The organism is Williamsia sp. M5A3_1d, assembly GCF_053345315.1.
This window is the reverse complement of sequence record NZ_JBKEZX010000004.1, coordinates 209,557-234,610: the sequence shown is the minus strand read 5'-3', so window position 1 is coordinate 234,610 and position 25,054 is coordinate 209,557. Positions and strand designations below refer to the sequence as shown.

Below are 25,054 nucleotides of genomic sequence, written 5' to 3'. Positions count from 1 at the left end.
CCCGGCCGTGAGCATCAGCCGGGGCGTCCTCGTGGGGGCTACCCAGCCCGCACACCTCAACGGTATCGAGCGGCGGTGCAGTGGCTATTGCGCGTCCCACTCCTCGTAGGTGAAGCGCCGCCGAGGCCGAAACGCCGCGTTCAGCTCCTCGTCGTCAAGGATCGCGTAGTCGTTCTCGATCTGGCGTGCGATGCCCTTGTTGATCCGCGTCAGGGTCCGCTTGATCTCGCACGGTGCGTCGGTTCGGCACACAGCGCACTTACCATCAGTGCCCTCGATCATGTGATCGACGGTGTACCGGACCAGTACCTCACGCCATCGCGTGCGGGCAGCGTAGAGCAGACGCAACCGCTGCTCGGGGTCGCCTGAGGCGACGGGGGAAGCCGCGCCTGTCTCCCACACCGCGATCTCCTCGACGAGTCCTTTGTCGAGGTCCGTCAAAGTCCGTTTCACCCGGCATGGCGCAGCCGCATGACACTTTCCGCACCGCCCCATACCGTCGTCGGTGACGTGGTCCCTCGTCAGATCAACGAGCGCGCGACTCCACTTCGCCAACGACGCCGCTACCTCCTCGATCTTCGCGTCAACGTCAATGGCTGGCCTCGGAAGCGGCGGCTGCTTGATCGCTCGTCTCGGGGTGAACACGATCCTCTTGTCGCGTTCCCGGCGAATATGGTCATCGCGACGATCAACGCTCACGTAGCGCAAGAGCCTGAGCTGGACGGCAGCCGACAGCGGCGTGTCCCATTCTCGCGCATTGACTTTCGCCTTCGCTCGAACAGTGAGGAAGGCGTTTCGGTTGAGGCCGTAATGGCGGCAGAACTCGCGAACAGTCCGAAGCGGTTCATCAGACAAGGGGCAATCCTCCTGGTGCGTCGCCGCGACCAAGACATCACCGACCCAAATTTGACCAACCCCCTGTTGCGGGGCGCAGGCCAACCTCTAGGCTTTAGCGGTATCGCCAAATACGCGTCGAGCCCTGTCGGAGTCCGCTCTGGCAGGGCCTCGGCGTCTCTGGGCAGACCCGGGCGAGCCTGCCGTTCACCATCGTAAACGCCGGTACCGACACACTCCATCACGCCTGTGGATAACTCTGTGTTTCACGCGAATCTTGGGGCTACCCCATCAGCTGTGCGGCGACCGTCGCGCCCAGCTCCCAACACCGCTCCAGGTCCGCCTTCTCGGGCTTGCCCGAGACGATGACGTAGTCGGCGGCCTTCGCCCAACCGAGGCCGGTAGTGATCCGGTCGACGGCGCTCTCCGCGCCCTCGGTCCCCTCGTTGCCGTGCAGGTACACCCCGAACGGGCGGCCCCGCGTCGAGTCGAGAATCTGATAGTAACTCTGATCGAACGCGTGCTTGAGGGCACCTGAAATCGACCCGAGGTTCGCTGGGCTGCCAAGTAGGTACCCGTCAGCCTCCAGGAAGTCGCTCGCCGACACCGACAACGCCGCCCGGCGGACGACCTCGACGCGCTCGATCTCAGGGTCAGTCGCACCGCTGAGCACCGCCTCGAACATCGCCTGGCAGTACGGGGATGGTGTGTGATGGACGATGAGGAGCTGCGTCATGCCGCTGACCTCCGCGAACACGTAGTAGCGGGGTATCCGTGACTTAAACGTTTCAGAACGCCGGCGATGTAGCCGAGGTTCACCGGGCACCCGAGAACGTAGGCGTCGGCGTCGAGGAAGTCCGATGCGCTCACCGCCAACGCCGGGCGGCGGATCACCTCGACGCCGGTGATCTCCGGATCGGTCGCCCCGGCGAGCACCGCCTCGAACATGGCCTGACAGTGCGGCGACGGCGTGTGATGGACGATCAGGAGTCGCGCGGTCACGCGCGCGACTCACCATCGCGATCGGCCTTCTCCTGTGCAACAGCGCGTTTCATCATCTCACGGGCACGGGAGCGGTCGCCGGCGAAGTCGTAGGCGCGGGCGATGCGGTAGGTGTTGCGCCAGTTCTCGGGGTCGGCTTCCCACTCGGTCTTGACCGTTGCGAACAGCTCGTCGGCCGCGTCGCGTTCGAGTCGGCCCGACGGGCGCCGCGGCAGGTCGGAGACGTCGAGTTCACGACCCTCCTCGCGCATCCGTCGGCCCAGGCGCTGATGCGCGATGCCGGCACGCACGGTCGTGAACGCCATCCAGACCCCGAGGAACGGCAGGATCAGCACACCGACGCCCAGCCCGATACCGACCACCGACCCGTCCTCGATCAGCTGGACCCCGCGCACACCGAGCAGCCCGATGTAGAAGGCCAGCAGGATGAGGATCACCACGATGACCGCCACGATCGGCCGTGCGTCGCGGGAGTAGAAGTCGCGCTTGGAGCGCTCGCCCATCACGACGCCCTAGAGGTCGAGAAGATCGTCGAGGCCGACGGTGAGTCCCGGTCGGTCACCGATCTGGCGGACGCCGAGGAGCACGCCCGGGGCGAACGACGTGCGATCGAGGGAATCGTGTCGGATGGTGAGCGTCTCCCCCTCGGTGCCCAGCAGCACCTCCTGGTGTGCGACGAGTCCGGCCAGTCGCACCGAGTGCACGCGGACGCCGTCCACGTCGGCACCGCGGGCGCCCTCGAGTTCGGTCGATGTGGCGTCGGGCATCGCGGGGGCCCCGGCCTGCGCTCGGGCCTCGGCGATGAGTCGCGCGGTGCGGTATGCGGTGCCCGACGGCGCATCGGCCTTGTGCGGGTGGTGCAGCTCGATCACCTCGACGGAGTCGTAGAAGCGGGCCGCGGCGGCGGCGAACCTCATGCTCAGCACCGCACCGATCGCGAAGTTCGGGGCGATGAGAACGCCGACCCCGGGGGCGTCGTCGAGCCATCCGCGGACCTGCGCGAGTCGCTCGTCGTCGAATCCGGTGGTCCCGACGACAGCATGGATGCCGTTGCCGATGAGGAACTCGAGGTTGTCCATCACCACCGACGGATGCGTGAAGTCGACGACCACCTGTGTGCCGGAGTCGACCAGCGCCGACCGATCGTCGTCCTTGTCGACACCGACGGTGAAGGTCAGGTCGTCGGCGGCGGTGACCGCATCGACGATCGCCTGCCCCACCTTGCCGCCACTACCGAACACCCCGACGCGGATCCCGTCACCACCAGCCATGGCGTCCATGATCCCCCACGTGGGTCAGGTCGCCCGCAGCAGGTCCGCGCACTTCTCGGCCATGGCCATCACCGAGATGTTGGGGTTGACGGTGGGGAGTTTCGGCATCGCCGACGCGTCGACCACACGCAGCCGCTGCGTCCCGCGCACACGCAGCTGCGGGTCGAGGACGGCCATCGGATCGGCGTCGGTACCCATCCTCGCCGTCGCCGCCGGGTGATAGACGGTGTTGTGGGTCTTGTGCATGTAGTCGATGAGGTCGTCGTCGGTGACGGCGTCGGGGCCGGGTGCGAGTTCGCGCGCGATCCACGGCCGCAGCGGTTCCTGGGCCGCGATCTCCCGCGCGAGCCGGATGCCGGCGAGCATCACCGTCTCGTCGTGGTGTCCGGCGTCGGTGAAGTAGCGCGGATCGACCCGCGGCCGGTCGCGGAAATCGCGGCTGCGCAGCCGTACCGTCCCCCGGGAGAGGCCCTGCGTGACATTCGGTGTCAGACAGAAACCGTTGTCGGTGGTCGGGTACCCCCACCGCAGGGTGTTCATGTCGAACGGCACGCTGCCGTAATGCATCATCAGGTCCGGTAGACCGAGGGCGTCGGTCTCGGGAGAATGACCGGTGGAGGCGAACAGTCCGATCTCCCACCACTGACTCGACGTGGTGACCATGGGCTGCGCGGCCTCCCAGAACACGAGTCCCTCGACGTGGTCGTCGAGGTTCGAACCCACCCCCGGCGAGTCGACGCGCAGGTCGACACCCATCGCGCGCAGGTGGTCGGCCGGGCCGATCCCCGAGAGCATCAACAGTTTCGGGGTGTCGATGGCGCCGGCGGTCACGATGACCTCACGGTCTGCGCCCACCACGTCGAACCCGGTGAGGTCGGGGCGCTGGTAGCGGGCACCGACGGCGGTGGTGCCCGAACCGTCGTCCCCGTCGAACAGGATCTCCTGCGCCCAACAGCCCGTGCGGACCTCCAGGTTGGGGCGGGTGCCGATGATCGGGTGCAGGTAGGCGTGGGAGGTCGACATCCGCAGGCCGTCCTCGCCGGCGTTGATCTGGAACCAGCCGGCGCCGGTCCGCACCGTCTCACCTCGGTTGAACCCGACGGTCGGCAGCCCGGTTGCGGCGGCGGCATCGAGAAGCGCGGCACCGCAGGGATCCTGGGCGGGGATGTCGCGCAGGCGCACCGGCCCGTCGTGCCCGTGGTCACCCGGGGCGTCGTTGTTCTCCAGGCGCCGGACCAGCGGGTGCACGTCGGCGGCACCCCACCCGGTCAGCCCCATGCGCTCCCACTCGTCGAGACTCTCCGCCGGCGGCCAGAACGCGATACACGAGTTGTGCGACGAACATCCGCCGAGCACCTTGGCCCGGGCGTGCCGCATGAAATCGTTGCCACGCTCCTGCGGTTCGATGGGGTAATCCCAGTCGTATCCCGAGTCCAGCAGGTGCATCCACTCGCTGAGCACCAGGACGTCGTCGGCACCGACATCGGTCGGCCCTGCCTCGATGAGGCAGACGGTCACCTCGGGATCCTCGCTCAGGCGTGCGGCGAGCACGCATCCCGCGGTGCCACCCCCGACGATCACGTAGTCGAATCGGCCTGCGGTGACCGCGTTCTCGTGTAGTGGATCGGCCATGTGGTCAGACTCCCTCGGGTCCGGGGAACGGTTCGGCGGTCACGGCGTCGGACTTCGTCTCCGACGCATGCGATCTCAATGTCCCCATGCCCCGGCTGCCGACGGTGAAGTACCAGATCAACCCGACGCCGCCGATGACACCGATGTAGATGAACGCGGCCCAGGTGTTGTACCAGGGCGCACCGTAGACGGCTTCGCGCGGCCAGGCGAGGTTGATCGCCATCCCGATCCCCCACAGCACGGCGACGATGTTCACCGGGAGGCCCCACCGGCCCATCGAGAAGTATCCGCCCGCCTTGAGATCGGGCGGCGGCCACTGTCCGCGGAATCGCTTGAGCAGCAACGGACCGGTGACCATCAGGTAGGCGATGTAGATCATGATGATGGCCACCGAGGTCAGCAGCAGGAAGATGGTCGGCTGGTTGATGTTGATGACGAGGATCAAAATCGACAGCACGCCGATGAGGACCGACGGGATGACCGGCGCCTGGGTCCGCGGATGCACCTTGGCCAGTTGTTCGCCGAACGGCAACGCGTTGTCGCGGGCCATGGCGAACGTGAGTCGGATCGCCGCGGTGTGCACGGCGAGTGTGCACACGAACACCGCCACCACGATGCACATGAGGAAGATCTTCCCGACGGGCCCGTACATGACGTCGAGCACGATCTGTTGCAGCCCGCCCTGTGCGGCGAGCGCTGGATCGGACAGGTTCGGTGCGGCGAGGATCGCGAACACGAGGATGGCGCCGCCGATCACGAAGGAGGCGAGGATCGCGCGCAGGATGGCCGACGGTGCGGTCTTGCGCGGGTTGACCGTCTCCTCACCGAGCGACGACGCGGTGTCGAAGCCGTACATGACGTACCCCGAGGCCAGCGAGGCGATGAGAAATGCCCCGAGGTATCCCCCGCTCTCGCCTGCGCCGTACCCGTTGGTGGAGAAGAACACCGCGGGGGTGCGGTCGATGTTGAAGGCCAGGATCACCGCGATCAGGACCGCGGCGATGAGTTCGATGAACACGCCCGTGCTGTTGATGATCGACATCAACCGGACGCCGAAGGCGTTGATCGCGGTGGTCGCGAGCACCAGGATCGAGCCCAGCAGAACGGCATTCGACGGTGACACCACGGAGAGGTCGTCGGATCCGATCAGGCGGAACCCACCCCAGATCTTCGGCAGGGTGGAGTCGATCGCCAGGACGACCGCCGACATCGTGACGATCGAGGCGGTGAGCATCATCCAGCCCGAGAACCACCCCACCACCTTGTTGCCCAGGATCTTCGCCCAGTTGTAGACCGACCCTGCGATCGGGTACTTGGCGGCGAGTTCCATGAAACACAAAGCGACAGCGAGCTGTCCGACGAACACGATGGGCCAGCTCCACAGGTATGCCGCGCCCGCCGTGCCGAACCCGAAGTAGAACAGCTGGAAGGTGCCGGTGAGGATGGAGATGTAGCTGACCCCGGCGGCGAAGCTGGCGAACTTGCCGATGCTGCGGTCGAGGCTCTCCTTGTAGCCGAAATGTTCCATCCCGTTGTCGGGATCGATCGGTTTCTCGATGGTCATACCCAGCCCCTCACTCCGATAACCCTCATTGGGGGAACCAACCGGCCGGCGGCGCGGTGGTGTTGGTCCAGATGTGTTTGAGCTCCTGGTATTCGGCGAGCCCCGACGGTCCCAGCTCGCGACCGTTACCGGAGCGTCCGAAGCCGCCCCACTCCGCAGCGGGGGTGTAATAGCCGAAGTCGTTGACCCACACGGTGCCGTGCCGCAGCCCGCGTGCCATCCGTTCACCGCGTGCGGCGTCGGAGGTGCGGACCCCGGCGGCGAGACCGTAGGCGGTGTCGTTGCCCAGTTCGAGGGCGTGGGCCTCGGTGGTGAACCGTTCGACGGTGAGGATCGGGCCGAAGGTCTCCTCCGCGACGATCCGCATCGTGCGGTCGCAGTGGTCGAACACCGTGGGTTCGAAGAAGTATCCGTCGGCCAGCCGCGGCTCGGTCGGCCGACGGCCCCCGGTGACGAGCGTGGCCCCCTCGGCCACGCCCACGGCCACGAAGTCGACGATCTTGTCGAGTTGCTGTGCCGAGACGAGCGGGCCGGTGAGACTGGCCGGATCGACGCCGGGCCCCATCGGGATCCGGCCGGCGCGGTCGGCGACGGCGGCGACGAGGTCGTCGGCGACGGATTCCTCGACGATCAACCGGGTTCCGGCCGAGCAGACCTGACCCGAGTGCAGGAACACGCCCGTGAGGACCTGGTCGACCGTCGCCGACATGGCCTCCGGCGTCGCGCACGCGTCGGCGAAGACGATATGGGGGTTCTTGCCACCGAGTTCGACGAGCACCCGCGTGACGTGTTCGGCGGCCGTTCGGCCGATGACCTTCCCCGTCGCGAGCCCACCGGTGAAGGAGATGAGGTCCACGTCGGGGTCGTCGGTGAGCGCGGGCCCGAGATCGGATCCCGCACCGAGCACGAGATTCACGACACCCGCGGGCACACCGGCCTCCTCGATGAGCCTGGTCAGCTCGATCGTCGACAGCGGGGTGACCTCGCTGGGCTTGAGGACCATCGTCGCCCCGGCCGCCAACGCGGGGGCGATCTTCCACGAGATCTGCAGCAGCGGATAGTTCCAGGGGGCGATCATCACGCACACACCCACCGGTTCGGCGACCACCCGGCTGACCACGGCGGGGTTGCCGACATCGACGAGTCGGTCGGAGGTCGTGGTGACCAGATCGGCGTAGTAGCGGAACACCGACACGACGTCGGTGATGTCGATCCGACTCTCCGCGAGGGTCTTCCCCGTGTCGCGGGTCTCGATCAACGCGAGCGGCTCGATGTCACGCATCAGCAGGTCGGCGATGCGGTCGAGGAGCGCCGACCGGTCGGCGACCGTCGTCGATCGCCACGGCGAATCGTCGAAGGCGGTGCGCGCGGCGACGATCGCCGCACGGACGTCCGCCGGCGACGCCTCGTCGACCGCCCGGATGACCGTGGCGTCGGCCGGATCGATGCAGTCACGGGTGCGACCGGAGGTCGCCGCGGTCCATGCGCCGTCGATGAAGAGGTCACTCACCTCCTCATCCTCACCCGTCGGCGCACATTTCGTTGATCCAATCGTGGAATTGCGCGATGTGGTGCTCGGCGGGTACCAGGACGCCACCGGAGGCGTAAGCGCGCGACGACATCCCCGGTTGTGTGCGCTCGCAGGCGTCGAAATCCTGGACGTTCACGCGGTGGAACAGTTCGACGCCGCCGCGGGTGTCACCGCCGGAGGCGATCACGTCGGGGTGGTAGAGCCAGTCGCACACCACCACCGTGCGGTCGACCGCCGCCGGGAACATGCGGTGCACGATCACGTGGTCGGGGACGAGGTTGACGAACACCGTCGGGTTGATCGTGATCGCGTAGTAGCGACGGTCCTGATCGGCGGACAGATCCGGTAGCGGCGCGAATCCGGACGACCCGTCGACGGTGAATCCGTCGATCGCCCCTCCGAACTCGGCTCCGTGACCGACGTAGTACTGGGCGGCGAGGCCGTCGGCGAACTCCGGCAACACCTCGGTGAGCTCGGGGTGGATCGTCGCGCAGTGATAACACTCCATGAAGTTCTCGACGATCAGTTTCCAGTTCGCCGCGACCTCGTAGGTCTCGCGGTGGGCCAGCGCGAGACCGGCCACCCCGTATCGATCGATCTGATCCGGTGATCCGAGACGTGTTGTCACCGCTTCGATCACGGTGTCGGCGAACGAGGGCGGTTCGTCGGCCAGGCACACCCACAGGTAGCCGAGCCATTCGTGGGAGGCGACGCCGACGAGCCCGTAGCGGGTGCGGTCGATGTCACCGAGACTGCTGAGGTTGGGGGCGGCGACGAGTGCACCGTCGAGCCCGTAGGTCCAGGCGTGGTAGGGACACTGGAGATTTCGTCGTACCGCCCCATCGCTCTCGGTGCAGATCAACGCGCCCCGGTGGCGGCAGCTGTTGAGGAACGCCCGCAGTCCGCCGTCGCGTCCCCGGACCACCAGCACGCTCTCGCGGCCGATGTCCACGGTCGCGAAACGTCCGGGGGCGTCGAGGTCGGCAGTGCGGACCGCGCACATCCACCGGCGTTCGAGAATCGCCTCCTGCTCACGGGTGAAGGCGGCGGTGTCGGTGTAGGCGCTGCCCGGCAGCGTCGCCACGAGGGTGTCGGGGGTCTCCGGAGCGGTCCGGCCGGTGGCGTCGACGGCGGTCATCGGGCACCGGCCGTCGCCACACGGTCGTCGCCACCGGCGGCCACCGCGGCACGGTTCGGGTCGAAGATGCCGATCGGGTGTTCGGTGCGACCGTCGACGACGAGATCGGCGAGGATCTCGCCGACCACCGGGACGAACTTGAAGCCGTGACCGGAGAATCCGCAGGCCACGGTGACCCGCTCGTGCCGGGGATGTCGTGCGATCACGAAATTGTGATCGGGGGTGGTCGAGTACATGCAGGTGGCCGCATCGAGAGCAGGCCCGTCGACACCGGGCAGCAGCTCCTGGACCCGTGTCCGCATCCGCGCGGTCTCGTCGTCGTGCACCACGCGGTCGATGGTCTCCGGCGAGCAGACCTCACCCCGGCGGAAGAAGGCCACCTTCACTCCCCCGTCGGGACCGTCGATCGCCGGGAACCCGTAGATCTGTTCGATGTCGGAGTTCTCCTGGATGTAGATCGGCGCGTCGGTCATCGCCGGGACGGCGCCTGTGGGAGCGGGAGCGGCGACCGGGAACCAGTACATGACCTGACGTTCGATCTCGATGGAGACGCCGAGGTCGGCCAGGATCTCCGGCGCCCACGCTCCCGGGCAGATCACCAGTTCCCGCGCACGCAGCCGTCCCGAGTCGGTGACGACCTCCACATACCCACCGTGATCGGTCCAGGAACGCACCGTCTCACCGAATCGGAGGTCGGCGCCGCCGCGACGCGCGAGGTCGATGTGGGCGGCGACGGTCTCCTCCGGACGCGCGAACCCGGCCAGCGGTTCGTACACGGCCACCTGACCCGCCTCGGGCGCGAACCCCGGGAAGCGGCGGGTGACCTCGTCGGCGTCGAGCACCTCGTGCTCGAGACCCCAGAGCTGCGCGGCGTGCAACGAACCCGACACCGTCGCGGATTCGGGTGGCCCGATGAACAGACCACCGGTGATCCGGTAGACCTCGCGACCGGATTCCCGCGCGAGTTCCTCCCACAGTTCGTAGGCCCGCAGCAGCAGCGGTACGTAGGCGGGGTCCTCGAAGTACGACTGTCGGATGATGCGCGAACCGCCGTGCGACGAGCCGCGATCGTGTGCCGGGGTGAACCGTTCCAGGCCGAGCACCGACACGCCCCGCCGCGTGAGGTGATGAGCCGCAGCCGATCCCATGCCTCCGAGTCCGATGACGATGACGTCGGCATCGACGTCGGGTCCTGCGTCGATCATGATGTCCGTCCTTTCAGGCGGGCGTTCTCCGGGTCGACCGTGGTGGTCGGCGACACGGTGAACGTCGCGGTCGTCGCGAGGTGGTCGACCCGAACCCGGTCACCGACGCGGAGTTCGGGCGCGCCCCAGGCGTAGGCGATGGTGCGCTGCACCGCCGGCGAGAACGCGGCCGACGTCACGTGGCCCACGGTCCCGTCGGGACCGGTGACCGGTTCCCGTCCGAGCAGCACCGTGCCGGGGTCGTCGGCGACGAGTGTGTGCAGGCGTCGCCGCACCGGCCGCTGCATCATCGCCGCGCGTCCGACGAAGTCGTGGTTCTTCGCGACGGCGAACGCCAGTCCCGCTTCGTCGGGAGAGTGCACCGCGGTCATGTCGGTCCCCCACGAGCGGTAGCCCTTCTCGATCCGGAGGGTGTCGAGCGCGCCGCGGCCGGCCCACACGGCGCCGAGAGGTTCTCCCGCGGTGGTGAGTTCGCCGGCGAGGGTGACCGCATCGTCCGCGTCGACGTAGAGCTCCCAGCCGAACTCGCCGACGTAGGACACCCGCATGGCGAGGACCTCGACGTCGGCGATCCGTGTGCGCAGGGTGCGGTAGAACCCGAGCGCGTCGGCGTCGAGGGCGTCGGCGGCGAGAGGGCCCACGAGGGCGAGTGCGGCCGGCCCCCAGACGCCGATACACGCGGTCTCCCTGGTGGTCTCGCGGACCTCGACATCGACACCGTCGCGGCGGGCGACCCGGGCGAGCGACGTCAGACGGGCGAGGTCGAGCGGACCGTTGACACCGATCTGGAACCGGTCTGCGGCGATGCGCGCGACGGTGACGTCACTGAGGATGCCGCCCGACGGATCGAGCATCAGCGCGTAGATGACCGTCCCGACCGCGCGGTCGGGACTGCGGGTGAGTATCGGCGAGAGGAACGATGCGGCGTCGGGGCCGCTGACATCGACCCGCATCAGCGACGTCATGTCGAAGAGCCCGACACCTGCCCGGGTTGCCGCCGCCTCGGCGAGCACGATCGGTGACCAGTGTCGGGTGGAGAAGTCGTCCTCGCGCGTCATCGCGGTGTTCGCCGACCCGATGTTCGCCGTCTTGTGCGTCGGCAGAGCGGCGTTCTCCTCGAACCAGGCCGGTCGCTCCCAGTCGTGGGAGGTGACGAACACCGCACCGCGGTCGCGATGCCCGTCATGCAGCGGACTCACGGTGAGATCGCGCTGGATCGACCGCTGTTCGCGCGGGTGGATGATGTCGTAGACCTCGTCGAAGGCTCGGGCACTCATCGCCGCGACGTGATCGGGCGCGACCTCGCGGGCGGAGAACCGGGCGATGTCACACCCGGCGACACACAGATCGGGGTTGCCGTCGATCATCCAGTGCGCCATGGTGCGTGCCACGCCCGCCGACTGGGTGACCCACACCGCCTCGGCCACCCAGAAGCCGTCGAGCCCCGGATGGGGGCCGAGGACCGGGCCGCCGTCGGGCGTGAAGGAGAAGATGCCGTTGAACCCGTCGGCGACTGCCGCCGACGCCAGATCGGGGAGCACACGTGTCGATTCCGACCACGCCGGGGCGAAATCATCGGCGGTGAACGGCAACATCGACGGCATCGGTTGTTCCCGGGTGTCGCGGTAGAGCCGGTCCATGTCGACGGGCATCGCACGGTGTCCGTAGTAGCCGATACCGATCCGGTCGCCGTGCTGACGGTAGTAGAGGTCGGCATCCTGGTGACGCAGGATCGGTAGTGTCGCAGCGGCTTTGCCCACGCGGTGGTCGGCGAAGGGGCGCAACTCCTGCACCGGCGTGGTCTCGACGTACTGGTGACCCATGGCGACCAGCGGCACGGCGAGATCGACCATCGCACCGATCTCGACACCCCAGAAGCCCGCACACGACACCACCAGGTCGGCGGGGTGCGAGCCGTCGGCGGTCTGCACCCCGGTCACGCGATCGCCGACGGTGGTCACCGCACGCACGACGGTGTCGCCGACGAAACGTGCCCCGGCGGCCTCGGCGCGCCGACGCTGCACCTCCACACAGGACAGTGCATCAGCGAGACCGTCTGCGGGGGTGTGCAATCCACCGAGCACCGTCGTCGGGTCGAGCAGGGGATGCAGCCGGGCGCACTCCGTCGCGTCGACGATCTGCGCGGGCACACCCCACGCACGAGCCCAGCCCGCCTTGCGGTGCAGGTCGGTCATGCGCGCCTCGGTGGTCGCGACCTCCAGTCCACCGACGGGGTTGAAACACAGTCGATCCGTCGTCTGCGACAGGCCGCGGAACTTGTCGATCGTGTACTGCGCGAAACGCGACAGGGTCTCCGACGGGTTGGTCGCGAAGACCAGGCCCGGCGCGTGGCTGCTCGAGCCGCCGGTGGCGGGGAGGGGTCCGCGGTCGAGGACGGTGACGTCGGTCCATCCACGACCGGTGAGTTCGTCGGCCAGCGAGGTGCCGACGATGCCTGCACCGATGATGACCACGCGAGGACCGGGCATGGTCACCTCGTTTCTGTACCGATGCTGCGACGTGGACGCCCATCTGTTGCATCCAACGCAACGCGTTGTCTCCTGTGCAACACATGGTGCGACCGACGGGGCCGCACGTCAACTCGACGCGCGGGACCGGACGGGGTCGGACGAAGGTTCGGTCAGGCGTGGTGACCGAGGCGGACGCTGATCGCGGCGGCGGCGTCGACTGCCTCGGCCGACAGTGTGGGCAGCCGATCGTCGGACATCCGGAACGTCGGCCCGGAGATGCTCAGCGCGGCGACCACGTCGCCCGTGTGATCGCGGATCGGGGCGGCCACCGCGGTGAGCCCCTCTTCGAGCTCCTCGCGCGCCTGCGCCCAACCGCGTCTGCGGACGTCGGCGAGTTCGGCACGCAACGCGTCGAGGTCGGCGATCGTCGAGGGTGTGAACCTTTCCAGCGTCGCGCCGACGGCGGTATCGAGGCGCGGTTCGTCGAGCGCTGCGAGCAGGATCTTCCCGCTGGAAGTGGCGTGCGCCGGACAACTCTGACCGACCCAGGTACGCAACGAGATCCCCGGTGACCCGTTGGCCTCGGTGACGTTGACCGCACGCCCGCTGTCGAGGATCGCGAGGTTGACCGTCTCGCCGACGGCGTCGGCCAACGGGCCGGCGATGTCGCGACTCTCGCGTCCCAGGTCACGGGTGGCCATGGTCGCACCGGCCAGGCGGACGATGGTGAACCCCAGCCGATACTTGCCGCGATCGGCGACCTGCTCGACGAATCCGCGACCCTCCAGCACCGACACCAGCCGCGAGATCGTCGACTTGTGCACGCCGAGGGTGTCGGCGATGTCGGACACGCCGCCCTCCCCGTGTCGAGCCAATATCTCGAGGACCTCGAGCGCGCGATCGACGGACTGGATGGAGGCGGGACGGTTCCGGTCGGGCGAGATGTCGGGCGTGTCGTTGATGTCCATGTCACCTCCCAGCATAGTTGCGGCCGCGAACGGTCCGACACGTCCGATCAGCGCCTGCATCGACGTGCTTTTGTTGCGCACAATGCGCTATGTTGCCCCCAACGCAACGCAGCGCGTCAGAGAATCCGCCGTCTCGAGGTGACCCCATGTCTGTTGTCCACACCCCCACGACCGCCACTGCCCACGGTGTCGGCGCCGCGCTGGAGGTCGCTCTCGCCGACCTCACGGTCGACGTACCGCTGCGCATCGACCCCGCCGATCACCCACCGATCGCGGTGATCCGTACCGCCGAGGGTGTGTTCGCCATCGACGACACCTGTACCCACCAGGACACGTCGTTGTCGGACGGCTGGGTGGAGAACTGCGCGGTCGAATGTCCACTCCACGAGGCGTGCTTCGACCTGCGTACCGGAGAGCCGAGCGGCCCGCCGGCCACACGCGCCGTGGCCACCCACCCGGTTACCGTGACCGACGGTCGAGTCCACATCACCCTCGTCGACCGGTCGCTGCCGATGCCCGAATCTGCCGAGGACATCTCGGGCGCCGCATGATCACCGTGGTGGGCGCGTCACTGGGCGGTCTGACCGCCGCCCGTGAACTGAGGGCCTCCGGCGTCACCGACCCGATCGCGTTCGTCGGCGCGGAGCCCTGGTTGCCCTACGACCGTCCTCCGCTGTCCAAAGACGTACTGCTGGGGCAGCTCCCGAGCGGGGGTGCCCCCGGGACCGGCGTCGATCCGGGACCCACGGGCCTGCTCCTCGACGGCGAGATCGACGCCTACGACTGGCACCTCGGCATCGCCGCCGACGGCCTGACGGTCGATGAGAACGGCATCAGCGTCAAGCGCGGATTCCACCGCGCCGTCGGTCCGGCCGATGCGGTGATCATCGCGACGGGCGCACGCGGCCGAACCCTCATCGGCGCCGAACTCGACGGGGTCCACGTGCTCCGCACCCTCGACGATGCCCGCTGCCTCGCGGCCGACCTCCGGACCGCGCGGCGTGTCGTGATGATCGGAGGCGGATTCATCGGCGCCGAGATCGCCTCCACCGCGCGGGGCCTCGGCGCGGAGGTCACCATCGTGGAGGCGACCGAGATCCCGGGCGCCGCGGTACTCGGTGTCGACGTCGCCCGGTGGTCGCTGTCGCGTCACGCACTCGCCGGTGTCTCGGTGTACACCGGCGCCGCGGTGGAGACCATCGACGGGACCGCCGGCCGGGTCCGGTCGGTCACCCTCGGCGACGGACGTGTCGTCGATGCCGACGTGGTGGTCGTGGGCATCGGCTCCGTCCCCGACACCGACTGGGCGGCCGCATCCGGTATCGCGCTCGACGACGGGTTCGTCACCGACGCCCATGGCGCGACCTCCATGCCGGGGGTCTTCGCCCTCGGCGACTGCGCACGGACCTTCGATCCGATCACCGGAACCCATGTGCGACGCCAGCATTGGAGTTCGGCCGTCGAGCAGGCACGGACCGTCGCACGCCGCATCGCCGGACTCGAACCGCCACCTCGGCGTTCGCCCTACTTCTGGAGCGATCAGTACGGGCACCGACTACAGGTCTGCGGATACATCCCCGTCGGCATGCAGCCCGAGGTCGTGGACGGATCGATGGAACACGGTGCGACCGAGGGGTTCCTCGCCGTTTTCGGTGACCGCGATCAGCCCGCCGCGGTGATAGCCGTCGACCGGCCCCGAGACTTCCTCCGTCTGCGCAAGACGATGGATCGAGTCCTGGTCGGCTCCTCCGGGGCCGTGGCACACGTCTGAGTCGGCCGCCTGCGCACACCTGGCCACGGGTCCTAGAAGACCGGCGCTGCGGCCCGTAGATGTTCGAACACCAGCGACGTGGTGGTTCCCGCGACCTCGGGCCGGGAGTTCAGGCGTTCGACGAACCCTCGCAGCGCCTCGGTATCGGCCACCGCCACATGCAGCAGGTAGTCGTCGGAACCGGCGAGGAAGAAGACGTCGATGATCTCGTCCTGCGCGCCGATCTGGCCGACGAACCGCCGGATCTGACCCCGTGCATCGGATTGGAGGCTGACCGCGACCATGGCGCGCAGGGTCCGCCCGACCGCGGCCGGGTCGATGTCGGCGAAGAAGCCGCGGATCACCCCGAGCTCGATGAGTCGCCGCACGCGACCATGGCACGTCGAGGCCGCGATACCCGCGCGCTCGGCGAGCTCACGATTGGGCATCCGCGCGTCGGCCTGGAGCAACTGCAGCAGCAACCGGTCGGTGTCGTCGAGATCGCGACGGCCGACGACGGTCCGAAGATCCTTCGATTCGGGGCTCATCGTCGCACTCTATCGCGCGTGATCTTCATCTTTTCGGACTTGCAAAGAAACATGTTCGGAAGAATTGAGCAATCACCGAAGGTTGTTCACGCTTGGATCACACACATCGTGGCGACGACGCCGCGCCAGAGCGAACGAAGGACAACGCCATGCGCATCGGGATCCCCCGCGAGATCAAGAACCACGAGTACCGCGTCGCCATGACCCCGGCCGGCGTCGCCGAACTCACGCGACGCGGCCACGAAGTTGTCATCGAAGCCGGCGCGGGCGCCGGGTCGGCGATCTCCGACGTCGACTTCAAGGAGGCCGGCGCGCAGATCCTGGCCACCGCCGAGGCCATCTGGGAGCAGGCCGACCTGGTGGTCAAGGTCAAGGAACCGATCGCCGCGGAGTACGCGCGGATGCGCTCGGGCCAGACGCTGTTCACCTACCTGCACCTCGCGGCGAGCCGTCCCTGCACCGACTCGCTGCTGTCCTCGGGCATCACCTCCATCGCCTACGAGACGGTGCAGGCCCGCGACGGTTCGCTGCCTCTGCTGGCACCCATGAGTGAGGTCGCGGGACGTCTGGCGCCGCAGGTCGGCGCGTACCACCTGATGCGGTCGGCCGGCGGACGCGGCCAACTGATGGGTGGCGTTCCCGGCACCGAACCCGCCGACGTCGTCGTGATCGGCGCCGGGGTCAGCGGGGTGAACGCCGCGACGATCGCGATGGGCATGGGCGCCCAGGTCACCGTGTTCGATCTCGACATCGCCAAACTGCGTGCCGTCGACGCCCGATTCGCAGGGCGGGTGCACACCCGCTACAGCACCGCGCTCGCCGTGGAGGAGGCCGTGAAGAAGGCCGATCTGGTGATCGGCGCAGTGCTGGTCCCCGGGGCCAAGGCACCGGTGGTGGTCTCCAACGGCCTCGTCGCGTCGATGAAGCCCGGATCGGTGCTCGTCGACATCGCCATCGATCAGGGTGGCTGCTTCGAGGACTCGCGTCCGACCACCCACGACGACCCGACCTTCACCGTGCACGACTCGGTGTTCTACTGCGTCGCGAACATGCCCGGCTCGGTCGCGCGCACCTCGACCTCCGCCCTGACCGGCGCCACCCTCCCCTACGTCGTCGCGCTGGCCGAGAAGGGATGGCAGCGCGCATGTTCCGACGACGCGAGCCTTGCCGCGGGGCTGAGCACCCACGCAGGCGCCCTCCTGTCGCCGTCGGTGGGGGCTGCCCTGGACCTGCCGGTGGGCGCGTCACCGCTGCCGGCCTGAGCTCAGTCCTGGTCGCCGATCGGGGCGTAGTGGGAGAGGTTGACCATCCGACGTTGGATCCCCGACACCTCGCGCACCGCCTGCGCCACCAGAGACCGGTCGAGTGGGGAGAGCCTGCGCATAGTGAGCAGGTCGCCTGCCGACTCCCGACGGTCGAGTTGCGCGACCTGATAGGTGATCCGGATCTTCTGCAGCACGTCGAACACCTCGACGAGCACTCCTGCGTTGTCCTCGGTGAGCATCGGGCTCCCGGCGGCGACACGTAGTCGGGAGCGGGTGTCGAGTTCGAGGGACTCCACGCTCAGCGACGCCCAGCGGGCGATGTTCACCAGCGGGGTGAGGGCGTGGGTCTTGATGTCGAACGTCCCGCCTCGGCGCGCCAACACGTCTCGCATCGACCGGATCCGCGCCTTGTGCGACAACGACTCCGCCAGCAACAGGCGCAGGGTTCCCGGATGTGATCGCAGGTCGCCGAAGACCTCGGCCACCCCCGACAGGCCCCGGTCGCCCCAGATGGGCCGGCCGTCGAGCATGAGCGAGGTCATGATCATGCCCTTGTTCTCCAGTGGTGCCGCCAACCACTGGGCCGCCGCCGCCCGCCACTGGGCATGGGTCCGGGCGAACAGCGGCGACGACGCCACCGCCCCGTTGGCGTCGATGGGGAGCCCACAGGCACGGAGGACGTCGTCGACCTCGGCGAAGGCCGACCGGTACACCGCGATCTGTTCGGGGTCGGACACCGATTCGTCGAGAGCGACCGCGCTGTCCACATCGGAACTGAGCACCGCCTCGCGACGTGCGTTGCTGCCCAACGACAGCCACGTCAGCTTGTCGGGGTCGACGTCCTCGTGCCGCTCGAGCACGAGTTCCAACGCCCTGCGCACGACGGCGTCGTGCACGAGGGACAGCATCGCGGTCACCTCGTGTGAGGGCTGCCCGCGGCGGATGAGGTCGGCGACGACGAACGGCATGCGCCCCGCGTGTTCGGTCAACGTCTCCACCGATCGGGCGCGACCGATCTGGTGTCGCAGCGACACGCTGGCGCCGCCCGGTGCCGAGATGAAGTCACCCGGGCCGACCACGCCGACGAGACGTCCACCGGGTTCGGTCACGGGTAGGCAGCCCAGGCCGTGTTCGAGGATCTGCAGCAGCGCATCGGCTGCAGGCGTGCCGGTGACGACCGTGCGTGCACGAGGTGTGACGACCCTGCTGACGGGGATGTCCCCGGAGTGGCCGGCCGCGACCACCCGCGATCGGATGTCGGAGTCGGTGAGGACACCCACGGTCCCGTCGTCCGCCGGGATCACGACGTAGTCACGTCGGCGCTCGGTCATGAGGCGTGCCGCCTCGCTCACCGACATCGTCGGAGTGCCGACCACCGGTGCGGTACGGATCAATTCGTCGACGATGCCACCCCGCGGTCGCACGGGATCGACCCTCCGGGGCAGCCGGAGCTGCCCGGCCAGGAACCGGGCGCCGGCCATGCTCGAGAAGACCGCATGCACCGAGTCGCTGGGTATGCGACATACGCTGCTGGCCGACAGGGCGACCGCCCGTGGGCCTCGCGCGGCGTTGGTCAGCAACGAGAAGTAGCCGAACACCCCGCCCGGCCCGAGGATCTCGTCGGGCTCGCCGTCGAGATGGTCGGGCAGGCTCCACAGACCCACCTCGCCGGTGATCACCACGCCGAGTTCCTCGACGGTGTCGCGGAATCCGTCGAAGATCTCGCCGCCGGCGGCGAACTCGCCGATCGTCGCCCGCGACGCCAGACGGTCGAGCTCCGCGGGAGCGAGCGCGTCGAACGGCGGGTGGAGCCCCAGGAACTGCGCGACCGCGATCATCGGGACATCTTCGCAAGTACACGGCGGCTGCGCCACGCCGCACCGAAAAGAACAAACCGGGCACCGATGTCGGTTTCGTCGGTTTCGGCAACATCAGTTGACCCGCAATGTAATCCGGGCGAAACCCCTCTGCCGCTAGTGTTCAACGCGGTGAACATCCGGCGTACGGAGGGCGACATGAGCACAGACATCGGCACGTCAGGACTCGACGCGGAGCAGGTCGGCTACAAACAGTCGCTCGGGCGGCGCCAGGTGCAGATGATCGCGATCGGCGGCGCGATCGGCACCGGACTGTTCCTCGGTTCGGCCTCGCGCCTCAACGCGAACGGTCCGGCGCTGCTCGTCAGCTACGCCATCGCCGGGCTCGTCGCCTACTTCCTCATGCGCGCCCTCGGCGAACTCGTGCTGCACCGCTCCACCAGCGGCGCCTTCGTCTCCTACATGCGGGAGTTCTTCGGCGAGAAGGCCGCGTACGTGACCGGCTGGATGTACTGGCTCAACTGGGCCCTGACCGGCATCGCCGAGCTGTCGGCGGTCGGGGTGTACGTCAACAACAACTTCCCGTCGATGCCGAACTGGGGTTCGGCACTGATCGCCCTCGTGGTGGTCCTCGCCGTGAACCTGCTCAGCGCGAAGGCATTCGGCGAGTTCGAGTTCTGGGCCTCCATCCTCAAGGTCGGCGCCATCGTCCTGTTCCTCATCGTGGGACTCGTCGTCGTGTTCGGTGCGGTGCACGTCGGCGACCACCAGGCCGGGTTCTCCAACCTCTGGGACAACCCGGGTGGGTTCTGGCCGACCAGCGGCGCCTACAACTGGTACGGACCGATCCTCGTGATGTCGGGCGTGGTGTTCGCCTACGCCGCCATCGAGATGGTCGGTGTCGCGGCCGGCGAGATGGAGGACTCCGACAAGGAGGTCCCCCGCGCGGTGAACGCGGTCATCTTCCGTATCGCGATCTTCTACATCGGCTCCATCCTCCTGCTGTGCGCCATGTTGCCGACGACCTCGTACACGTCGGGGACGAGTCCGTTCGTGACCGTGTTCAACAAGCTCGGATTCGGCTGGATGGGCGACGTGATCCAGGTCGTGCTGATCGTGGCCGCGATGAGCAGCCTCAATTCCGGGCTCTACTCCACCGGCCGCGTGCTGCGTAGCCTCGGGATGAGCAAGCAGGCACCGGGTTTCACCACGAAGATGAGCAACGGCGGTGTGCCCTGGGCGGGTATCGCGATGACCACCGTCGTCTATGTGCTCGGGGTGATCCTCAACGTCCTGGTGCCCGGCCGGGCGTTCGACATCGCGCTCGAGGCCGCATCGCTGGGCATCGTGTTCACCTGGGGCACCATCTTCGCGTGCCAGCTCAAACTGCGATCACTGGTGAACAAGGGAATCATCGAGAAGAGCAAGTTCCAGGCACCCGGCCATCCGTACACGTCCATCTTCGGGCTCGTGTTCCTCGTCGCGGTCATCGTCGGGCTCGGGGTGTCGGGGTGGCTAGACAAGGAGGGTGGCCGCGTCGACTTCTATGTCGTGGTGATCGGGATCCCGTTCATCGCCGCGCTGCTCATCGGCGGATGGTTCCTCATCCGCGACAACGTGAAAGCCAACACCGACGGCAAGATCGAGTCGACCTGGGCGGCGAAGGAGCGGGAGTTCTCCGCCCGGAAGGACTGATCAGGTGGTGAGGGCCCGCACCGATGCGGGCAGGTCGCGTGTGCGCCGGTAGGGACCGACCACCGCGACCGCCGGCGCGGCACCGAGCAGCCGCGCCGCCAACGCCGACACCTGCAGGGTCCGTACCGATTCGATCTGACGCAACGAACGCGCCACCGGTCGCCTGCGCCCGAAATCCAGTTCGGCACTGCCGATTCGGTGCATTCGCGACTGCGTGTCCTCGAGACCCAGCAGCAGCGAACCGCGCAGGGCGCCCTTCGCGCGGGCACATTCGGCGTCGGTGATGCCGTCACGGGCGACGTCGCGGAGGATGTCGATCGCCACCGATGTGACGTCGGCGAGGCGGTCGGGGTTGCAGCCCGCATAGACCGAGAACGTGCCCACGTCGCTGAACGAGTCGACCCCGGAGTACACCGAGTACGCCAGTCCGCGTTCCTCCCGGATCTGTTGGAAAAGACGTGAACTCAGGCCGCCGCCGATCGCGGCGTTGAGCACCGACAGGGCCCAGCGGTCGTCGTCGGCGAGACCCGGGGTGGGTACGCCGAGCATCAGGTGGGTCTGCTCGCTGTCGCGATGGATCAGTTCCAGGCCCGCCCGTGTCGGAGGCCGGTGGCCGCTGCGTCGTGGAGGGGTGGCAGCGACACCCTGCTGGAGGTGCGCTCCGAACGACCGCCGTACCTGGGCCAGGACGTCGCGGTGGGCGACGTTGCCGGCCACGGCCAACACCATCTTGTCGGGGGTGTAGCGGCGGGTGTGGAACGACTGGATCTGCCTGCGCGACATGGCCGCGATCGATTCTGCGGACCCGATCACCGGACGTCCGATCGGGTGATCACCGAACGTGGCGGTCATGAACGCGTCGGCGAGCAGGTCCTCGTGATCGTCGTCGCGCATCGCGATCTCCTCGAGGACCACGTCGCGCTCGGTGTCGACGTCGTCGGACGTGCATCGACCACGCAGCACCACGTCGGCGACCATGTCGATCGCCATGTCGGCGTGCTCGTCGAGGACGTGCGCGTAGAAGCAGGTGTGCTCCTTGGAGGTGAACGCATTCAGTTCTCCGCCGACGGCGTCCATGTCCTGGGCGATCGACGACGCGGTGCGCGTCGGGGTCGCCTTGAACAGCAGGTGTTCGAGGAAATGCGCGGCACCGGCGACGCTGGGCTTCTCGTCGCGTGAGCCGACGCCGACCCACAGGCCGATCGACGCCGATCGGACCCCCGGGATGTGTTCGGTGACAACACGCAGCCCACCGGGGAGAACGCTTCTCCGTACGGAGTCGCGGGTCCCGGTGGGCTGCGTGCGTGTGGTGTCGTTCAGCGCGAGTCTTACTCGGCCGCCGCGGTGTCCGCGGTGGCCGCATCGGACACATCCGAGACCGGCACGAGGCTGATCTTGCCGCGGTCGTCGATGTCGGCGATCTCCACGCGGAGCTTGCCGCCGACGGTCACGACGTCCTCGACCTTGTTGACGCGCTTGCCCTGACCCAGCTTAGAGATGTGGACCAGACCGTCACGGCCGGGGAGCAGCGACACGAACGCGCCGAATGCCGTTGTCTTGACGACGGTTCCGAGGAACCGCTCGCCGACCTTGGGCAGCTGCGGGTTCGCGATCGCGTTGATGCGGTCGATCGCGGCCTGCGCCTTGACGCCATCGGTGGCACCGACGAACACGGTGCCGTCGTCCTCGATGGAGATGTTGGCGCCGGTCTCCTCGGTGATCGCGTTGATGTTCTTGCCCTTGGGCCCGATCAGCTCGCCGATCTTGTCGATCGGCACCTTCACGGTGGTGACGCGAGGAGCGAAGGGGCTCATCTCGTCGGGCTCGTCGATCGCCTCGGCCATCACCTCGAGGATGGTGGTGCGGGCGTCCTTGGCCTGGCTCAGCGCGCCGGCCAACACGGCCGACGGGATGCCGTCGAGCTTGGTGTCGAGCTGCAGGGCCGTTACGAAGTCCTTCGTGCCGGCGACCTTGAAGTCCATGTCACCGAACGCGTCCTCGGCACCGAGGATGTCGGTGAGGGCGACGTAGCGCGTCTCCCCGTCGACCTCGTCGGACACGAGACCCATCGCGATACCCGCCACCGGCGCCTTGAGCGGCACACCGGCGTTGAGCAGCGACATGGTCGACGCACAGACCGACCCCATCGAGGTCGAGCCGTTCGAGGACAGCGCCTCGGAGACCTGACGGATGGCGTACGGGAACTCGTCGACGCTGGGCAGCACCGGCATGAGCGCACGCTCGGCGAGCGCTCCGTGGCCGATCTCGCGACGCTTCGGCGACCCGACACGACCGGTCTCACCGGTCGAGTACGGCGGGAAGTTGTAGTGGTGCATGTAGCGCTTGGAGGTCTCGGGCCCGAGCGAGTCGATCTGCTGCGCCATCTTGACCATGTCGAGGGTGGTGACGCCCATGATCTGGGTCTCGCCACGCTCGAACAGGGCGCTGCCGTGGGCGCGCGGGATCAGTGCGACCTCGGCCGAGAGCGACCGGATGTCGGTGATGCCACGGCCGTCGATGCGGAAGTGATCGGTGAGGATGCGCTGACGCACGAGCTTCTTGGTCAGCGAGCGGTAGGCCGCGCCGATCTCCTTCTCGCGCCCGGCGAACTGCTCGCCGAGCGAGCCGAGGATGTCGCCCTTGAGCTCGTCGGTCTTGTCGTCACGCTCGGTCTTGCCCGCGATGGTCAGGATCTCCGAGAGGCGGTCCTTGCCCGCCGACTCGACGGCGTCGTACACGTCGGACTGGTACGCGGGGAACAGCGGGAACTCGCCGGTGGCCTTGGCGGCCTGCGCGGCGAGCTGCTTCTGCGCCTCGCACAGCGAGCGGATGAACGGCTTCGCGGCCTCGAGGCCCTCGGCGACGATGGCCTCGGTGGGGGCCTGTGCCCCGCCCTCGATGAGCTCGATGACGTTGTCGGTGGCCTCGGCCTCGACCATCATGATCGCGACGTCGGCGGTGTCGCCCTCGCCGACGATGCGGCCGGCGACGACCATGTCGAACACGGCGCCCTCGAGCTGCTCGACGGTCGGGAACGCGACCCACTGGCCGGCCCGGTTGGACTCGGTCGGGATGAGCGCGACGCGCACGCCGCCGACGGGGCCGGAGAACGGCAGACCCGCGAGTTGGGTGGACGCCGACGCGGCGTTGATCGCGACGACGTCGTAGAGGTCGTTGGGATCCAGCGACAGGACGGTGATGACGACCTGGATCTCGTTGCGCAGGCCGTCGACGAAGGACGGGCGCAGCGGCCGGTCGATCAGGCGACAGGTCAGGATCGCGTCGGTCGAGGGGCGGCCCTCGCGACGGAAGAACGACCCGGGGATGCGCCCGGCGGCGTACATCCGCTCCTCGACGTCGATCGTGAGGGGGAAGAAGTCGAACTGGTCCTTGGGGTGCTTCCCGGCGCTGGTCGCCGAGAGCAGCATGTTCTCGTCGTCGAGGTAGGCGACGACGGCGCCGGCGGCCTGCTGCGCGAGGCGGCCGGTCTCGAAGCGGATCGTGCGGGTGCCGAAGGAGCCGTTGTCGATGACGGCGGTCGCCTCGGTGATCTCGTCGTCGTACTCGACGGCCTCGGGCGCGGTGGTGACATCGGTCATGTGTGGATGAATCCTCTCGTTCGATGCGCGCGTGTCATCGCGGCGCAGCGGTGTAGCAGCGCCCGTCCAGACGGACGGGTGCTGTGGGTCGATGCCCGAGAGAAGGATTTCCGAACAGGTGCGGATGTCCGCGAACAACAGGCGGAGGAGGTTCGGCGACGGCCGTCGATCGAAGCGGTCGGAACACTGCGGAGGAGTTCCGCGGGTTCCGGCAGCCACTACCGAAGACCGATCGTCCGAACTCGGGGCACGCGTGAAGCGAAAACCATCTCGTGGCATCGGGTCCATGGCGAGGGTAGCACTGGGCGTCCGTCGACCGGTTCATCGCGTGACCCGACGCGCGACGAGGGGTGAGACGACACGAACCGCGTGTCCGGCTCCGGACACGCGGTTCGTGGGATGTTTCGGTGCGAGCTGCGTCAGCGACGCAGGCCGAGGCGCTCGATCAGCGAGCGGTAGCGGTTGACGTCGACCTTGGCGACGTACTTGAGCAGACGACGGCGGCGGCCGACCATCAGCAGCAGACCGCGACGGCTGTGGTGATCGTGCTTGTGGGTCTTGAGGTGCTCGGTCAGGTCGCTGATGCGCTTGGTGAGCATCGCGATCTGTGCCTCGGGGGATCCGGTGTCGGTCTCGTGCAGGCCGTACTCGGAAAGGATCGACTTCTTCTGATCCGTGGTCAACGCCATGGTGTTCTCCTGTGATGAGAGTTCGCGCGAGGAAGGGGCCCAAGGCCCTGGCGCAGCCGCCGCGAACCGCAGCAT

Annotated in this window: 20 protein-coding genes and 1 pseudogene; 4 read left to right on the top strand and 17 right to left on the bottom strand. The window is 68.0% G+C overall.

Features of this window, described 5'->3' with window-relative positions; all coding sequences use genetic code 11:
- Positions 1 to 84 precede the first annotated feature (84 nt).
- The 12 genes and pseudogenes from ACLBW1_RS17975 to ACLBW1_RS17920 all read right to left on the bottom strand — a co-directional run bounded on the left by ACLBW1_RS17975 (position 85) and on the right by ACLBW1_RS17920 (position 13,616).
- Complete coding sequence (locus tag ACLBW1_RS17975; RefSeq protein ID WP_447813175.1) at positions 85 to 855, bottom strand: hypothetical protein; 771 nt, start codon at positions 853 to 855, stop codon at positions 85 to 87.
- Between the two features lie 262 nt (positions 856 to 1,117).
- Entirely contained in the window at positions 1,118 to 1,570 is a 453-nt protein-coding gene (locus ACLBW1_RS17970; RefSeq protein ID WP_447813174.1) for a flavodoxin family protein, read from the bottom strand.
- Positions 1,571 to 1,620: 50 nt separating this feature from the next.
- Positions 1,621 to 1,782 (bottom strand): annotated as a pseudogene (locus ACLBW1_RS17965) (flavodoxin family protein); the annotation flags it as partial.
- A gap of 50 nt (positions 1,783 to 1,832) precedes the next feature.
- A complete protein-coding gene (locus tag ACLBW1_RS17960) occupies positions 1,833 to 2,339 on the bottom strand; it encodes a hypothetical protein (RefSeq protein WP_447813173.1) in 507 nt (168 codons plus the stop codon).
- 9 nt (positions 2,340 to 2,348) lie between these two features.
- Positions 2,349 to 3,107 carry a 4-hydroxy-tetrahydrodipicolinate reductase gene (gene dapB / locus ACLBW1_RS17955; protein ID WP_447813172.1) on the bottom strand — a complete coding sequence of 253 codons (759 nt, stop codon included), beginning with the start codon at positions 3,105 to 3,107 and terminating at the stop codon, positions 2,349 to 2,351.
- A 24-nt stretch (positions 3,108 to 3,131) separates the two neighbouring features.
- Positions 3,132 to 4,739, bottom strand: a complete 1,608-nt coding sequence (locus tag ACLBW1_RS17950) for a GMC family oxidoreductase (protein ID WP_447813171.1) — start codon at positions 4,737 to 4,739, stop codon at positions 3,132 to 3,134.
- 4 nt (positions 4,740 to 4,743) lie between these two features.
- Positions 4,744 to 6,303 (bottom strand): APC family permease, encoded by a 1,560-nt coding sequence (locus ACLBW1_RS17945; RefSeq protein WP_447813170.1) that lies wholly within the window; start codon positions 6,301 to 6,303, stop codon positions 4,744 to 4,746.
- Positions 6,304 to 6,328: 25 nt separating this feature from the next.
- The gene (locus ACLBW1_RS17940) at positions 6,329 to 7,813 is read right to left on the bottom strand and encodes an aldehyde dehydrogenase family protein (protein ID WP_447813169.1); all 1,485 of its coding nucleotides are present in this window, start codon (positions 7,811 to 7,813) and stop codon (positions 6,329 to 6,331) included.
- Positions 7,814 to 7,823: 10 nt separating this feature from the next.
- Positions 7,824 to 8,972: an aromatic ring-hydroxylating oxygenase subunit alpha gene (locus ACLBW1_RS17935; protein WP_447813168.1), complete on the bottom strand. Its 1,149-nt coding sequence runs from the start codon at positions 8,970 to 8,972 to the stop codon at positions 7,824 to 7,826.
- Positions 8,969 to 10,177 carry an N-methyl-L-tryptophan oxidase gene (solA, locus tag ACLBW1_RS17930; protein WP_447813167.1) on the bottom strand — a complete coding sequence of 403 codons (1,209 nt, stop codon included), beginning with the start codon at positions 10,175 to 10,177 and terminating at the stop codon, positions 8,969 to 8,971. Before solA ends, ACLBW1_RS17935 begins: the two co-directional genes overlap by 4 nt.
- Positions 10,174 to 12,666, bottom strand: a complete 2,493-nt coding sequence (locus ACLBW1_RS17925; protein WP_447813166.1) for a GcvT family protein — start codon at positions 12,664 to 12,666, stop codon at positions 10,174 to 10,176. Before ACLBW1_RS17925 ends, solA begins: the two co-directional genes overlap by 4 nt.
- 152 nt (positions 12,667 to 12,818) lie before the next feature.
- Entirely contained in the window at positions 12,819 to 13,616 is a 798-nt protein-coding gene (locus ACLBW1_RS17920) for an IclR family transcriptional regulator (protein ID WP_447813165.1), read from the bottom strand.
- A 146-nt stretch (positions 13,617 to 13,762) separates the two neighbouring features.
- On the opposite strand from ACLBW1_RS17920, the gene ACLBW1_RS17915 reads away from it, so the two are divergent.
- Together ACLBW1_RS17915 and ACLBW1_RS17910 are read left to right on the top strand one after the other, a co-directional pair.
- Positions 13,763 to 14,167 (top strand): bifunctional 3-phenylpropionate/cinnamic acid dioxygenase ferredoxin subunit, encoded by a 405-nt coding sequence (locus ACLBW1_RS17915; RefSeq protein ID WP_447813164.1) that lies wholly within the window; start codon positions 13,763 to 13,765, stop codon positions 14,165 to 14,167.
- Positions 14,164 to 15,387 carry an NAD(P)/FAD-dependent oxidoreductase gene (locus tag ACLBW1_RS17910; protein WP_447813163.1) on the top strand — a complete coding sequence of 408 codons (1,224 nt, stop codon included), beginning with the start codon at positions 14,164 to 14,166 and terminating at the stop codon, positions 15,385 to 15,387. The genes ACLBW1_RS17915 and ACLBW1_RS17910 overlap by 4 nt, the downstream gene beginning before the upstream one ends.
- Before the next feature lie 32 nt (positions 15,388 to 15,419).
- On the opposite strand, the gene ACLBW1_RS17905 is transcribed toward ACLBW1_RS17910, so the two are convergent.
- Entirely contained in the window at positions 15,420 to 15,914 is a 495-nt protein-coding gene (locus ACLBW1_RS17905) for an Lrp/AsnC family transcriptional regulator (protein ID WP_447813162.1), read from the bottom strand.
- Between the two features lie 149 nt (positions 15,915 to 16,063).
- Here ACLBW1_RS17905 and ald point away from each other — a divergent pair, with 149 nt between their 5' ends.
- Positions 16,064 to 17,176: an alanine dehydrogenase gene (gene ald / locus ACLBW1_RS17900; RefSeq protein WP_447813161.1), complete on the top strand. Its 1,113-nt coding sequence runs from the start codon at positions 16,064 to 16,066 to the stop codon at positions 17,174 to 17,176.
- A 2-nt stretch (positions 17,177 to 17,178) separates the two neighbouring features.
- Here ald and ACLBW1_RS17895 read toward each other — a convergent pair whose 3' ends face one another.
- On the bottom strand, positions 17,179 to 19,017 hold the full coding sequence (locus tag ACLBW1_RS17895) for a DUF294 nucleotidyltransferase-like domain-containing protein (RefSeq protein ID WP_447813160.1): 1,839 nt from the start codon (positions 19,015 to 19,017) through the stop codon (positions 17,179 to 17,181).
- Between the two features lie 177 nt (positions 19,018 to 19,194).
- Between ACLBW1_RS17895 and ACLBW1_RS17890 the strand changes: the two genes are divergently transcribed.
- The gene (locus tag ACLBW1_RS17890; protein ID WP_447813159.1) at positions 19,195 to 20,691 is read left to right on the top strand and encodes an amino acid permease; all 1,497 of its coding nucleotides are present in this window, start codon (positions 19,195 to 19,197) and stop codon (positions 20,689 to 20,691) included.
- On the opposite strand, the gene ACLBW1_RS17885 is transcribed toward ACLBW1_RS17890, so the two are convergent.
- The 3 genes from ACLBW1_RS17885 to rpsO all read right to left on the bottom strand — a co-directional run bounded on the left by ACLBW1_RS17885 (position 20,692) and on the right by rpsO (position 24,979).
- Positions 20,692 to 22,011 carry a M16 family metallopeptidase gene (locus tag ACLBW1_RS17885; RefSeq protein WP_447813610.1) on the bottom strand — a complete coding sequence of 440 codons (1,320 nt, stop codon included), beginning with the start codon at positions 22,009 to 22,011 and terminating at the stop codon, positions 20,692 to 20,694.
- A gap of 8 nt (positions 22,012 to 22,019) precedes the next feature.
- Positions 22,020 to 24,290 (bottom strand): polyribonucleotide nucleotidyltransferase, encoded by a 2,271-nt coding sequence (locus tag ACLBW1_RS17880; RefSeq protein ID WP_447813158.1) that lies wholly within the window; start codon positions 24,288 to 24,290, stop codon positions 22,020 to 22,022.
- Positions 24,291 to 24,709: 419 nt separating this feature from the next.
- Positions 24,710 to 24,979, bottom strand: a complete 270-nt coding sequence (gene rpsO, locus ACLBW1_RS17875) for a 30S ribosomal protein S15 (RefSeq protein WP_447813157.1) — start codon at positions 24,977 to 24,979, stop codon at positions 24,710 to 24,712.
- Positions 24,980 to 25,054: the final 75 nt, after the last annotated feature.